At 61.7% G+C, this 12,755-nt stretch carries 13 protein-coding genes; 8 read left to right on the top strand and 5 right to left on the bottom strand.

The window, feature by feature from the left end; all coding sequences use genetic code 11:
* Positions 1–67 precede the first annotated feature (67 nt).
* From mmsB to R3175_RS00695, 5 genes are read right to left on the bottom strand one after another with little or no spacing between them, the layout of a single operon-like run.
* Positions 68–961, bottom strand: a complete 894-nt coding sequence (gene mmsB / locus R3175_RS00715) for a 3-hydroxyisobutyrate dehydrogenase (protein ID WP_318941582.1) — start codon at positions 959–961, stop codon at positions 68–70.
* Positions 962–1,021: 60 nt separating this feature from the next.
* Positions 1,022–2,101, bottom strand: coding sequence for an enoyl-CoA hydratase/isomerase family protein (locus tag R3175_RS00710; protein ID WP_318941580.1), 1,080 nt, complete (start codon positions 2,099–2,101; stop codon positions 1,022–1,024).
* Between the two features lie 36 nt (positions 2,102–2,137).
* The gene (locus tag R3175_RS00705; RefSeq protein ID WP_318941579.1) at positions 2,138–2,917 is read right to left on the bottom strand and encodes an enoyl-CoA hydratase; all 780 of its coding nucleotides are present in this window, start codon (positions 2,915–2,917) and stop codon (positions 2,138–2,140) included.
* A 43-nt stretch (positions 2,918–2,960) separates the two neighbouring features.
* Positions 2,961–4,127, bottom strand: coding sequence for an acyl-CoA dehydrogenase family protein (locus R3175_RS00700; protein WP_318941577.1), 1,167 nt, complete (start codon positions 4,125–4,127; stop codon positions 2,961–2,963).
* Positions 4,128–4,151: 24 nt separating this feature from the next.
* Entirely contained in the window at positions 4,152–5,642 is a 1,491-nt protein-coding gene (locus R3175_RS00695; protein ID WP_318941575.1) for a CoA-acylating methylmalonate-semialdehyde dehydrogenase, read from the bottom strand.
* A gap of 159 nt (positions 5,643–5,801) precedes the next feature.
* Here R3175_RS00695 and R3175_RS00690 point away from each other — a divergent pair, with 159 nt between their 5' ends.
* The 8 genes from R3175_RS00690 (at position 5,802) to R3175_RS00655 (ending at position 12,720) form a co-directional block, all read left to right on the top strand.
* Complete coding sequence (locus tag R3175_RS00690) at positions 5,802–6,677, top strand: AraC family transcriptional regulator (RefSeq protein ID WP_318941574.1); 876 nt, start codon at positions 5,802–5,804, stop codon at positions 6,675–6,677.
* A 279-nt stretch (positions 6,678–6,956) separates the two neighbouring features.
* Positions 6,957–7,955, top strand: coding sequence for a zinc-dependent alcohol dehydrogenase family protein (locus R3175_RS00685; protein WP_318941572.1), 999 nt, complete (start codon positions 6,957–6,959; stop codon positions 7,953–7,955).
* A 349-nt stretch (positions 7,956–8,304) separates the two neighbouring features.
* Positions 8,305–8,727, top strand: coding sequence for an SRPBCC family protein (locus R3175_RS00680; RefSeq protein ID WP_318941571.1), 423 nt, complete (start codon positions 8,305–8,307; stop codon positions 8,725–8,727).
* A 487-nt stretch (positions 8,728–9,214) separates the two neighbouring features.
* A complete protein-coding gene (locus R3175_RS00675) occupies positions 9,215–9,523 on the top strand; it encodes a hypothetical protein (RefSeq protein ID WP_318941569.1) in 309 nt (102 codons plus the stop codon).
* Between the two features lie 189 nt (positions 9,524–9,712).
* The gene (locus R3175_RS00670; RefSeq protein ID WP_318941568.1) at positions 9,713–10,360 is read left to right on the top strand and encodes a hypothetical protein; all 648 of its coding nucleotides are present in this window, start codon (positions 9,713–9,715) and stop codon (positions 10,358–10,360) included.
* Between the two features lie 147 nt (positions 10,361–10,507).
* The gene (locus tag R3175_RS00665) at positions 10,508–11,224 is read left to right on the top strand and encodes a YebC/PmpR family DNA-binding transcriptional regulator (RefSeq protein WP_318941566.1); all 717 of its coding nucleotides are present in this window, start codon (positions 10,508–10,510) and stop codon (positions 11,222–11,224) included.
* A gap of 136 nt (positions 11,225–11,360) precedes the next feature.
* Positions 11,361–11,936: an NnrU family protein gene (locus tag R3175_RS00660; RefSeq protein WP_318941564.1), complete on the top strand. Its 576-nt coding sequence runs from the start codon at positions 11,361–11,363 to the stop codon at positions 11,934–11,936.
* Between the two features lie 67 nt (positions 11,937–12,003).
* Positions 12,004–12,720 carry a glutamine amidotransferase gene (locus tag R3175_RS00655; RefSeq protein WP_318941562.1) on the top strand — a complete coding sequence of 239 codons (717 nt, stop codon included), beginning with the start codon at positions 12,004–12,006 and terminating at the stop codon, positions 12,718–12,720.
* Positions 12,721–12,755 lie beyond the last annotated feature (35 nt).

The following is a 12,755-nucleotide window of genomic DNA, read 5'->3' as shown; positions in this document are numbered from 1 at the left end:
CTTCTCGGAACACTGAATGAATTCGGGTGTTTCGAGAAGGATAGGTCAATAATCGACCAACCGTGAACTACTTGTCCTGCTCCAGGAACAGCCGCTGGATGCTGGAGAAGTCCAGGGTGCCGTTGCCCTTTACCGCATGCAGGGAGAACAGGTTACGCGCCAACGAGCCCATGGGGATCGGTGCCTGGTTTTTCACCGCATTGTCGTAGGCCAGGCCCAGGTCCTTGTTCATCAGGTTGACCAGGAATCCGCCCTCGTAATCCCGGGAGGCCGGTACACCCTCCATGACTCCCGGCCAGGGGTTGTAAACGTTAAGGGCCCAGTTGCCGCCGGAACTCTGCTTCATGATCTCCGACAGCACCGCCGGGTCCAGCCCGTTCTTCACACCCAGCGCCAGGGCCTCGCAAGTGCCGGACATGAGGATCGCCAGCAGCATGTTGTTGCAGATCTTGGCCACCTGACCCGCACCGTGCCCGCCGGCGTGGAAGATGTTCTTGCCCATGCCCTGCAGGATCGGCTCGGCCCGCTGGAAACCAGCATCGTCACCGCCACAGATGAAGGTCAGGGTGCCGGCCTTGGCGCCGCCTACCCCACCGGATACCGGCGCATCCAGGAAGGCGATTCCCCGCTCCCCGGCGGCCTCGGCCACCTTGCGGGCGGTTTCCGGGGCGATGGTGGACGAGTCAATCACCAGGGTTTCCGGCGACAGGTTGGCCAGCAACCCGCGGTCCCCCAGATAGACTGCCTCCACGTGCTGGCCTGCCGGCAGCATGGTGATCACACAGTCCTTGTCCGCCGCTGCGGCCTGCCCCGACTCAGCCTCTGCCGCTCCGGCGTCCACCGCGTGCTGGATGGCCTCCTTGGACAGGTCGAACACCGTGACCTGGTGGCCGGCCTTGACCAGGTTGGCCGCCATGGGCCCGCCCATGTGGCCCAAACCAATAAACGCTATCTTCGCCATAATCCGTTCTCCTTGTTGTTGTCTCGATGGTATCTTGGCTTCGCCTCGATGGCGCTTCGGCTACCTGAAAAAGTCGTCAATCCAGTCCGGATCGATATCGTTCAGGGCCGGATAACGCCAACGGGGCTGCTGGTCCTTGTCGATCAACAGGGCCCGAACGCCCTCGGCAAACTCGCCTTTCTTCAGGCACTGCAACGACAGCCCCAGCTCCAGCGAGAAGACCTCCGACAGGCTCATGTGCCGCGCCAGTTTCAGGTGGCGCCAGAAGATGGCCTGCGAGGTGGGTGACGCCCCGTCCAGGGCCCGCACGGCTTTGCGCAACCATTCATCATCCTCGTCACAGCGCTTAAGCTGCTCGACGATCTGGGCCAGGCTGTCGCCGTCGGTGAGCCGATTGATCACATCCAGGTGAGCCCGCACCGGCGATTTCGGCATCAGCTCGCTGGACGCCGCTTCACAGTGACGCAGGACCCGGTTCACCACCGTACTTGCATCGGCCTCCTGCCAGTCCGCCGCTTTCAGCTGGTTGACCACTTCGGCCTTGAGTTCATGGCTGACGAACCGGTCCGCCAGTCCCAGGAACAGGGCATCGGCGGCGTTGATCCGCGCGCCGGTGAGGCCCAGGAACAATCCGGTACGGCCCGGCATGCGGTTGAGGAACCAGCCGGCGCCCACATCCGGGTACAGGCCGATGTTCACTTCCGGCATGGCCAGCATGGAGCGCTCGGTGACCACCCGGTGGCTGGCTCCGGCCATGATGCCGATCCCGCCGCCCATGATGATGCCGTGGCCCCAGCAGACGATCGGCTTGCCAAACTGGTGGATCAGCAGGTCCAGCTCATACTCCTCGGTGAAGAAGGCCTCGCCGAGCCCGGCCCCCTGGCCCGCAGGCGGGGGCTCCACCATGTCACGATACAGTGCGACGATGTCACCGCCGGCACAAAAGGCCTTGTCCCCTTCCGCCTCCAGCCAGACCGCCAGGAGCTCGTCATCCCGCTGCCACTCGGTCAGCTGGGGGGTGAGTTTCCGGATCATGTCCAGCGACAGGGCGTTCAGGGCCTTGGGGGCATTCAGCCGGGCAACCCCGATGCGGCCGCCCGCGACCGGCCACTCCTCAAATACAATGGCTTCGTTACTCATAGTGCCTTCCAATATTCACAGTGCCTTCCAATCCGGTTACCGGTTCTTCCACTGGGGACTGCGCTTCTCCAGGAAGGCATTGACCCCTTCCCGCTGGTCCTCGGTGGAAAACAGTTCAACAAACAGTTCCCGCTCCAGGCGCCAGCCATCCCGATGGCTACGCCCATCCCGGGCACTCATCACCAGGGACTTGCACCGGGCGGTGGAGGACGGGCTCTGCTGGCAGGCCATTTCGGCCAGCTCCAGTGCCTTGCCAAAGGCCTCGCCCTTGCCGACCACTTCTTCGACCAGGCCAATCTGTTGGGCCCGCTCGGCCGTCACCCGCTCACCGCACAGGATCATCCGTTTGGCCCAACCTTCTCCCACCAGCCACGGCAGGTTCTGGGTGCCGCCGGCACAGGGCAAGAGACCGACCCTGGCTTCCGGCAGAGCCATCTGGGCCTGTTCCTCGGCAATGCGGATGTCGCAGGCCAAAGCACACTCCAGCCCCCCACCCATGGCGTAGCCGTTGATGGCGGCGATGGAGACCCCGCGGAAGTTGGTCAGGGCCTCGAAGGCATTGCCGAAGGCCTTGGCCATGATGGCCGCCTGGCCGATATCGCCGTCGGCAAAGGCATTGAGGTCCGCCCCCGCCGAGAAGAACTTCTCACCCTGGCCGGTCACCACCAGCGCAAAAATGTCCTTGTCCTGGTTCAGCCGCTCGACGGTCTCCGCCAGGTCCGCCAGGGATTCCCGGGTCCAGGTGTTGGCCGGTGGGTTGTTGATGGTGATGATGGCAACGTGACCGCGCTCTTCCAGTTGAATCGGTGCGCTCATGTCTTGGTTCCTTCTGTTGTTCTTCGCCGTTCGTGTTGGCCGATTACTGGATGGCTTCTGCCACGCCCGGCTCCAGCAGACGCCGGGCCACAATCAGCCGCATGATTTCGTTGGTACCCTCGAGTATCTGGTGCACCCGCAGATCCCGCACATAGCGCTCCAGCGGGTACTCCCGGATGTAGCCATAGCCGCCATGCAGCTGCAGCGCCTCGTTGCAGACCTCAAAACAGGCGTCGGTGGCAAAGCGTTTGGCCATGGCACAATGCAGGGTGGCTTCCGGGTCGCCCTGATCCAGCTTGAAGGCACCCAGGCGCACCATCTGCCTGGCCGCCACCAGGTTGGTGGCCATGTCCGCCAACCGGAACTGCAGGGCCTGGAATTCCGCCAGCGGCTTGCCAAACTGGGTGCGTTCATGCAGGTAATTGCGGGCCCGCAGCAACGCCGCCTGGGCGCCGCCCAGGGAACAGGTGGCAATGTTCAGGCGACCGCCGTCCAGCCCCTTCATGGCAATCTTGAAGCCCTCGCCTTCCTCGCCCAGGCGGTTGGCCGCCGGGACCCGGACATCTTCGAAGGTGATCTGCCGGGTGGGCTGACTGCGCCAGCCCATTTTCTCTTCGTTCTTGCCGTAGTGAATGCCGTCGCTGTCCGCCGGCACCACAAAGGCGGTGATTCCCCTGGTGCCACTGTCCGGCGCACCGGTACGCGCCATTACCACCAGCACCTGGGTACCACCCGCGCCAGAGATGAACACCTTGCTGCCGTTGAGCACATAGTGATCGCCATCCCGCACCGCCCGCGTGCGCAGGTTGCCGGCATCGGAGCCGGCGCCCGGCTCGGTCAGGCAGTAGGAACCCAGCCATTCGCCGCTGGCCATGCGTGGGGCGAAATCGTCCCGCACCTGGCCGTTGGCAAAACAGGCCACCATCCAGGTAGCCATGTTGTGGATGGTGATGTAGGCGGCGGTGGAGGGGCAGGCCGCCGCCAGCTCCTCCACGATCACCGAGGTGTCCAGCCGTGACAGCCCCATGCCGCCCTGGGCCTCCGGGGTGTAGATCCCGCAGAAGCCCATTTCACCGGCAGCACGGATCACCTCGACCGGGAAGATATGTTCGTCATCCCACTGGGCGGCGTGGGGAGCCATCTCGTTGTCGGCAAACGCCCGGGCCGCCTCGCGGAACGCCAACTGGTCTTCACTGAGGTTGAAGTCCATGCAACTACCCTCTCGCAGTCCGCATCAGCGCAGGTGGATGGAGAAGTTGGCGTCCACCTCCATCTCGCTGTGGAACCAGCGCGCGGTGATGGTCTTGGTCTCGGTGTAGAAACGCACCGCCTGCTTGCCGTAGGCGTGCTGGTCACCGTAGAACGAGCCCTTCCAGCCGGTGAAGGAGAAGAACGGCAGGGGCACCGGAATGGGGATGTTCACACCCACCTGGCCCACATCGATCTCATGCTGGTATCGACGGGCGGTGCCACCACAGTTGGTGAAGATGGAGGTACCGTTGCCGTAGGGGCTGTTGTTCACCAGCTCGATGGCATCGCCCAGGCTGTCCACTTCCACGCAAGACAGCACCGGACCGAAGATCTCTTCGTCATAGACGTCCATGCCCGGCTTCACGCCGGCGAACAGGGTGGGCCCCACCCAGTTGCCATCAGGCAGTCCGTCCACGGTGCAGCCCCGCCCGTCCAGCAGCAGCTTGGCACCCTGGGCCTCGCCGCTGGCGATCAGGGATTCCACCCGATCCTTCGCCTGCGGGCTGATCAGCGGACCGTACGCCGCGGACTTGTCGTTCCAGGCGCCCGGCTTCACCTTGGCCAGGGCCTCCTTCAGTTCCGGAATCCATTCCTGGGACGAGCCGACAAACACCGCCACGGATATCGCCATGCAGCGCTGCCCGGCGGCACCAACGGAGGCGCCCACCAGGGCGTTGATGACCTGCTGCTTGTCCGCATCCGGCATGATCACCATGTGGTTCTTGGCGCCGGCGAAGCTCTGTACGCGCTTCATGTTGCGGGTACCGGTTTCGTAGATGTAGCGGCCCACGGGGACCGAGCCCACGAAGGAGACCGCCTTGATGACCGGGTCGGTCAGCAGGACATCCACCTGCTCCTTGGCCCCGTGGACCACCTGCAGCACACCCTTCGGCGCGCCGGCCTGCTCGAACAGTTCCACCAGGCGGGTCGGGGTCAACGGGTCCTGCTCGGACGGCTTGAGGATGAAGGTGTTACCGCAGGCAATCGCCAGCGGGAACATCCACAGCGGAATCATCGCCGGGAAGTTGAACGGCGTGATGCCGGCGCAAACCCCCAGCGGCTGGGTGTAGGAATAGGTATCCACTTCCCGGGCCACGTTCTCGACGGTCTCGCCCATCATCAAAGAGGGGATGTTGGCGGCGTGTTCAACCACCTCGATGCCCCGCCAGACATCGCCCTTGGCGTCTTCGAAGGTCTTGCCGGTTTCCTGGGACAGGATCTCGGCAATCTCGTCGTGGTGCTCCTTGAGCAGCGCCTGGTAGCGAAGCATGACCCGGGCCCGCTCAGAGACCGGAGTCTCTTTCCACGACTTGAACGTCTCTGCCGCGTTGCTGATGGCCCGCTGCATTTCCTCATCGGTGGCGCAGGGCACCCTGGCAATCACTTCGTTGGTGGCAGGGTTGGTGACGTCGATCCATTGGTCGGTCTGGCTCTGGACAAACTCACCGGCGATGTAGAGAGGCACATTCTTCATGGCTGTATCCTGTGTTTGTTGTTGTGGAGATATCCCCGAAGCCGGGGCCATTCGTGTGAACATGATTTGATGCTAGCAGAGGATATCCCAGGCCATGATTGACTAAATTTCGCGCGTGATGGATTATTTTTAGATCGCAAGCAACCCAATCCCAAAGCCATGACGCAAACCTCCCAGTGGCCGGTGCCGGCCGACAGTGTCCGCTATGTACTGCCCGCTCCGGCCATCAAGGCCCTGGCTGAACACCCGTTGACCCGGGAACTGTACCCCCTGGCGTTCGGCCATTACCGCAACGCCCTGGGCCACCACATGCACCGGGAGCACCATCGCGACAATCTTTTGATCTACTGCACGGACGGCCGCGCCTTCCTCAATGTCGAAGGCAAGCCCTACACGGCCGAGGCCGGCGACCTGATCCTGCTGCCCCCCGGCGTGTCCCATCGCTACACCGCCGACCCGGACAAGCCCTGGACCATTCACTGGGTGCACTATGCCGGCCCCCTGGCGTCAGCCTTCCAGGACTACATGGGGTTTGATTCCGATAACCGGCTCCTACACCTGGGTAACCAGCCGCGGCTGCTGGTGGACTTCAATGGGCTGCTTTCGGTGCGTCAGACTGGTTTCCGCACCAAGGGCCTGGTGCACGCTGCCAACCGCCTGCGCCAGCTGCTGACCGCGGTCCCGCTGACGCTGGATGCCTCGGCCATCGCCCGGCAACCAGACCTGGAGATCATCCACAACTTCATGCGGGAACACCTGGAGGAGCGCATCACCCTGGAGCAACTGGCGGAGCTGGCCGGCCTCTCGCCGGCCCACTTTGCCACCCGCTACCGCACGCAAACCGGGACCACACCCATCCAGCACTTTATCCACCTCAAGGTGGAACGGGCCTGCCAGTTGCTGGACACCACCGGGCTCAGTTTTGCCCAAATCAGTACGCAACTGGGGTACGACGACTCGTATTACTTTTCACGCCTGTTCAAGAAAGTCATGGGGCAATCGCCGAGTCACTACCGGCATACCAACCGACATTGAATGCACTGAAGCTGTGGCGAAATTCAGACAAATTGATGGCATTTGAATCAATACGATCAAACAGTCAACAACCCTGCCAACTCTGGTCATTTCCTCGCCATAAGGCCGTAACGGTTGCCTTACGTGGTCTTGATGACTGTGTCCTTACGTTGCCAACAAAGTTATCCACAGTTTTTGTGGACAAGGGGATAACTTGCCCGGACATCGATCCGGCGATGTTGCAAATATGGCCAAGACGGCCAGACTGATCAGAAAGCGAGCGCAAAGGGAGATCTGTCCATGCGCGCGATGGTGATGCACCGGCAACAACAGCCGCTCACGCTGGAACAGGTGGAAATCCCGGAGCCTGCCGCCAACCAGCTCCAGATCCGGGTGACGGCCTGCGGTCTCTGCCGCACGGACCTGCATGTGGTGGACGCCGACCTGAAGGAGCCCAAGTTGCCCCTGATTCCGGGCCACCAGATCATCGGCGAGGTGGTCAAGGCTGGCGACGCGGTCACCGGCTTCCACCCCGGCCAGCGCCTGGGCGTGCCCTGGTTGGGTGGCAGCTGTGGCCACTGCTGGTACTGCCAGCACGACAAGGAAAACCTGTGCGACGAGGCCCGTTACACCGGGTATCAGCTCAACGGCGGCTTTGCCGAATACACCGTGGCCGACGCCCGTTACTGCTTCCCCATTCCGGCCGGCTACACCGATCTGCAGGCGGCTCCCCTGCTCTGCGCGGGCCTGATTGGCTACCGCGCCTATCGGCTAGTGCAGGACAGTCAAACCATCGGACTCTACGGTTTTGGCTCGGCGGCCCATATCCTGATTCAGGTGGCCCGGCACCATGGCCAGGACATCTACGCCCTGACCCGGGACGGCGACCACGAAGCCCAGGCCTTCGCCCTGTCCCTGGGGGCCGCCTGGGCAGGCAATTCCTCGGTCGCCCCGCCCGTGGAGCTGGATGGCGCCATCATTTTTGCCCCTGCCGGGGAGCTTGTGCCGGCTGCGCTGCGGGCCGTCCGCAAAGGCGGCCGCGTGGTCTGTGCGGGTATCCACATGTCCGACATCCCTTCGTTTCCGTACGAACTACTTTGGGGCGAGCGGGACGTATGCTCGGTGGCCAACCTGACCCGGCACGATGGCGAGGAGTTCCTGCCCCTCGCCGCCCGCATTCCGGTGGAAACCACGGTACACACCTACCCCCTGGAACAGGCCAATCAGGCCCTCGACGATTTGCGCCATGGCCGCTTTACCGGCTCTGCCGTCCTGGTGACCCAGGAGACCGCCGTGTAACGACGAATCTGGCCGGGCCCCAGGGCTGCTGAGAGATTCCCCGACGCCACCTGTGGATAAAAAACACTCAAACTGGCGACAAAAGGGGCTGTTCGTATACTTTATCTACAGCTCAAAAGGCGGTTGACCAATATCGCACCAGTTTCCAAATCCCTTGTGCCCCAACGCCTCTAACATGATCTCCTCGGCTTCCCCACACAGTTATCCACAGTTTTTGTGGACAAGACGACATCCTGGGGCCAAGCCGCCATCAGGGCCAATCTTCGGTTACCCCCGAAATTCGGCTTTCGAAATGGCGATGAACCGATTAGGCTGAGCCTACCCATTTGCCAACGAAAGAGACGTATCCATGTATACCATTGAAATTGAAGAAACTTTTGACGTTCCCCGGAACAAGGTCTTTGCCCTGTTTGCCGACCACGACCGCTTTGGCAAACTGCTGGGCGCGCCCGCCAAACGCATCAAGGACAGCACCCAGGCAGACCCCAACGGCCTGGGCTCGGTCCGCAAGATCGGTATCGGGCCCATTGGTCTGGAGGAGACCGTGGTGGGATTTGAGCCGGATTCGCTGATTGAGTACACCATCACCAGTAAAAGCCCGCTGAAAAACCACATGGGGCGTATTCGCTTCGAAGACACCGAAGACGGCAAGACCCGGGTGAACTACACGATCACCTTTGACGACATCGTGCCGTTCACCGGCAAGGTGATCCAGGCAGCCCTGGAACAGGGCATTCGCAAGGGCATCAAGCGCGTTCCCCGTTACGCCTGATGCTCCGGGAAAACGGTGCTCTGCGGAGGCCGTTTTCCGCCTCCCAAACGTCTCAAGCCGATTCCTGAACAAAACGTAACAACGGTTCATCGACAAGCCATCGTTACGCCCCTCCGATCTTCCCTCCAGCCCGCACTGGGCGCGGCAGCCCCCACTCAACAGGCTACCCTATTGAAAGAATGGACTTTTCCAATTGGGAATGACGTCATGGGGGAAGCACAGAAAATCAGCTCCGCGAAATCTGGAGCCAACGACCACTCCGCCCCGGAAACGCTATACGTACAAACCACTTTGTCATAAAGGGTCATCCCAGCAAAACGCTCTGTTCAAGATCGCAGCTTTCTGTGTACATTCGTGCACAACAATGACAAATGAGGTCAGGATGACCCGTAATTTTAAACGAGCAATGGGGTATCGTTTGGGAACGGAAGAATGGTGACTTAAGCCTTCGGAGGTTCCTGGATTACAGTTGAAAAGGAGGCTCACTATGGGCATCAGTTCAAACCGCATCATTGGCCTGACGCAGGAGCTGTCGATCGAGAAGTCCTGCAACGTTGTCGATCTGCACATCGGCTGGCAAAACGAGTACGAAGCCCAGCAGCAGAAAGACCCCAGCGGACATTATCACCGGGCACCGGTGGTGACTTGGCAGCGGGACGGCATCACCTACCAGTTTGTGCCGACGCTGACCTTCGAGGAGACCGCCAAAGGCTACAAGGTCGACGCCGATCAACTGGTCGCTGACATCGAAGAGCAGCTGTTGACCCGTGGTGTAAAAGAGACTGAAGCTGCCTGAGGCAGCAATACGGGGCGGTATTCCGCCCCGGCTCATCCTCTCCCCGCAATCATCCCCTCACCCTGTTCGCCTTCACAGGCCCCCCCTGACTGGTTCTCCCGCTACTTTTCCCCTCCCACTGTTTTGCATCCTCCACAATCCTTTCTACCCTGAAAGCAATACCGCCAGGTCAGCAAGGGTTTTACCTTTATGAACAGTAAACTGCGAAATACCCTGTACGGCTTGTTGGCACTTGTCTTCACGGGGTGTGCGGCCAGCCAGACCGAGCTGCTCTCGGTATCCCTGGACAAGGACAGCCGTGGCAATTTCCAGAAGGTTCTGGTGTTGGCCATCAGTGGCGACCAACTGGTCCGGCAAACGGTGGAAAGGTCCCTTGCCGAGCACATCAGTGCAACCGGCACCGCCACCGTCATTGCCAGCCAACACATCCCCGGCGACCTGGAATCCCTCGGCAAGGAGGAACTGCGGCTGCAGGCACAGCAGGTGATGCTGAACACCCGCGCCGATAGTGTGCTGGTGGCGTCGCTGATTCGGGATGACGTACGGGAGGAGTACGTTGCGCCCCAGACGAGTCAGGTGGCGGTACCCACCCTGGAGCCGCGGTTTGGTCCCTACGTGGGCTACCATTACGATACCGTGGTCACGCCCGGCTATTTCACCTCCCACCGTGAGGTGTTCGTGCAAACCTCCCTGTTCGATGGCAACACCGGTCATGTGGTATGGCGAGCCCAGTCCAAGACCATCAATCCCACCAGTTTGCGACAGGGCGTGGAGGATTTCAGCAGCGTCATGACCGACCGGCTGTGGAACGATGGCATGCTGGCGGGTAGACACTAGTATCCCGGAACATCAGGCAAATACCCCTGTCCCCGGTTTCGATAGTCCAGTAAAATTCCCCTTTTTCCTGACGGGCCGGCATCGGGATACTCCCGATGGCTGCCCCGTATCTGAGTATCCGTTTTTGGGAACCAATGAGGCATCGCAATGGGCAGAGCCTATCAGAACCGCAAAGAATCCATGGCCAAGACGGCCGCTGCGAAAACCAAGGTCTACAGCAAGTACGGCCGTGAGATCTACATGTGCGCCAAACAGGGCGGTATCGATCCGGACGCCAATCTGTCCCTGCGTGGCCTGATTGATCGCGCCAAGAAGGACCAGGTGCCCACTCACGTCATAGACAAGGCCATCGAGAAGGCCAAAGGCGGCGCTGGCGAGGACTTCAACCCGGCTCGTTACGAGGGCTTCGGTCCCGGCAACTGCATGGTGATCGTCGACTGCCTGACCGACAACCCCAACCGCACCTTCGGCGACGTTCGCTTCTGTTTCACCAAGACCAAGTGCAAGATCGGCACCCAGGGCAGCGTCAGCCACATGTTCGATCACTGTGCCATCCTGGCCTTCAAGGGCGATGACGAAGAGGCCGCCCTGGAAGCGCTGATGGCGGCCGATGTGGACGTCACCGACATCGAGAACGAAAACGGCCTGATCACCGTGTTCGCCCCCAACACCGAATACGCCAAGGCCAAGCAGGCACTCACCGACGCCTTCGAGGGCATCGAGTTCGAGGTGGATGACATCCAGTTCCTGCCCCAGACCACCACGCAGGTGGAAGGCGAAGACGTGGAGATGTTCGAGAAGTTCCTCGACATGCTCAACGACCTGGACGATGTACAGAACGTGTATCACAACGCCGAACTGTAATCGTCACCCCGTCCGTTCCGGAGACACGCCCTGTCTCCGGAGCCTTTTCCCCGCGCCCCCTTCCCTGTTTCACCGTTCTGGACTAAGCTCCTGAAAACCCGAACTTTCCATACTCACCGGCTGAGGGAGCGCCATCATGACCATACTGGTTCTGGGCCTGGTCCTGTTTCTCGGAATTCATTCGCTGTCCATCGTCAACGAGCCCTTCCGGGACCGGATGGTGGCCCGACTCGGGGAGTGGCCCTTCAAGGGCCTGTACGCCCTCATCGCCCTGGTCGGGTTGATTGGCATCGTCTGGGGATACGGCCTGGCCCGTCAGGAGCCCACGCTGCTGTACGTCCCGCCCACCTGGCTGAGCCACGTGGCCATGATACTGTTGCTGCCGGTGTTCCCCCTGCTGCTGGCGGCCTACCTGCCCGGCGGCATCCAGCGCAAGCTCAAGCGCCCCATGCTGGTGGCGGTCAAGCTGTGGGCCCTGGCCCACCTGCTGGCCAACGGCATGCTTCACGACGTGCTGCTGTTCGGCGGCTTCCTGGCCTGGGCGGTGGCGGACCGAATCTCCCTGAAACGGCGCCAACCCCGCAGCCTTCCCTCCCTGCCTGCGTCGAGCCTGAACGATTGGGTGGCGGTGCTGGTGGGGCTGGCCATCTATGGCGCCTTCATTACCGGCGGGCATTACTGGTTGATCGGCGTTGAACCGGTTGCCTTTTGAGCAACCATTTCCGATCATGGCCTTTTAGGCCACCCGATTGGTTGGCCGAGTGTGTCAAGGAGCGCCTGTGAGTCGTGTCGTCATCCTCAAGACGGGGAGTACCTATCCCGCCATTGCCAGCACCTTCGGTGATTTCGAGGATTGGTTTGTGGCTGGCCTGGCGCCAGAGCTGGACCCGACCGTTATCGATGTGAGCCGGGAGCCGCCACCCGGCGATGTGGGGGACTGGGACGGCATCCTGGTGACCGGATCACCCGCCATGGTCACTGAACAGGCGCCCTGGAGCGAACGGACCGCCGCATGGCTGGCCCTGGCCGTGGACCAACAGGTACCGGTGCTGGGCGTCTGCTACGGCCACCAGTTGCTGGCCCATGCCCTGGGCGGCAGGGTGGGCGATCACCCCAATGGCCGGGAATCCGGCACTTTCGAGGTCCGCCTCAATAGTCACGCGGTTAACGACGCCCTCCTGGGCACCCTGCCGCCCGCTTTCCCGGCCCAGCTCACCCATTTACAGTCGGTACTGGAGTTACCGGCCTCTGCCACTCTGCTGGCGTACTCCGACCACGAGCCGCACCAGGCCTACCGGGTTGGCGAATGCGCCTGGGGCGTACAGTTCCACCCCGAGTTCACCGCCCCAATCATGCGTGCCTACCTGGAAGTCCAGACACCGGCCCTGCGCAAAGAGCGATTGGATGCCCAGGCCTTGATCGACGGGGTCCAGGACACGCCCATCGCCAGCTCGCTACTGCGCCGTTTCTCCGATCTGGTGCTGGCGAGGAACTGATCCAGAACACAGAAAACCCAGGGCGCCGGGAACGG

The sequence above is a fragment of the Marinobacter sp. genome (assembly GCF_033722735.1).
Lineage (GTDB): Bacteria > Pseudomonadota > Gammaproteobacteria > Pseudomonadales > Oleiphilaceae > Marinobacter.
Note: the sequence above shows the minus strand (reverse complement) of the source record. Positions and strands in the feature narration are given on the sequence as shown.